General features: G+C 45.4%; 1 protein-coding gene. It reads right to left on the minus strand.

What is annotated here, in order from left to right; all coding sequences use genetic code 11:
* The coding region (locus tag R7Q38_RS24495) for a POTRA domain-containing protein (protein ID WP_318114671.1) at positions 1–1,092 on the minus strand (1,092 nt) is incomplete at both ends.

Below are 1,092 nucleotides of genomic sequence, written 5' to 3' on the forward strand. Positions count from 1 at the left end.
CGTGAGAAACCAAATATTCTAGGTCGACCAACAAACCTCGCGTAGGAAAAGCAAAATCATCGAGGGTGTCTAAGCGGTAATTGGCAAACAAGCCTCTTCGCTCAAAATCTAGATTACCTACAGACGCCAATGTCGATAACTCAATGCTACCCGAAGAGTATCGACCGCCCAATCTCAACTCTTGCCACAACGTAGGCTGAATGCCAATCGCTATCTCGGAAACAAACTCGGTATAAGACACTGGCAAAAAATCGTTCACCGAACTTAAACTCGAGTCATCATCACTGACCGGCAAGTTTCGCCCTTCACTGCTGTACGCCACCTTACCAGCCACAAAAAATTCTTGGCTCGACAGAACCGGAGAATACAGCTCCGCCTCAATGAGCTTATCTGTGCCCATCTCAACGTTGAGTGCCATTTCAGCACCGTGCGAGTTTAAGTTGGTAAAGTTAGTCGACATCCCTATGCCGTATTGGCTGTCGGTATCAAAGTCATCTTCAAGGAAGAAACGGAAGTTAAGGTAGTTTGGCCCCCAAGATTTTTCGTTAACGTCAAACACCAATAAATTCCAACCATCGACTTCTTCAAAGTGATAAGTAATTAACTCAAATCGGTCCAATGCATAGAGGTTTTCTACCGCTTTTTCGATTTCAGCCGTTTCGATTTTACGGCCAGTTTCCAGTTCCAAACGGTTGGTCAACAAAACATCGCTATAGTGGGTATTGTTTACGATCACAATCTCATCCACTACGCGATCGTCACCATAAACGAGCTTTTTGCGAACTTCCTGCTTATGGTCGATGTACTTTTGATACTCCGCGTTTGATAAACGCAGTCCCGCTAGCTTCGACTCCATTTCTTTGGTGATGTCATAACCAGATTGAAAAGCCCAAGGCATTTTGTCGAACTCAACGGTTTCCATTTGGCCGACATTGGGACGAATGTAAACATCGTGTTCTTGCAGGGTTTCGACTTGCTGCTGGGTACTGCGACGCACCAGATAGTTGGAGAGTTGGTCTGCAACGGTAAACAGCCCAGTAAAATCATCTTCGGTTTTGTAGTCGGTACTGATGTCTACCGCGATAACCACAT

Source organism: Vibrio sp. Vb0598, from assembly GCF_033338935.1.
Taxonomy (GTDB): Bacteria; Pseudomonadota; Gammaproteobacteria; order Enterobacterales; family Vibrionaceae; genus Vibrio; species Vibrio alginolyticus.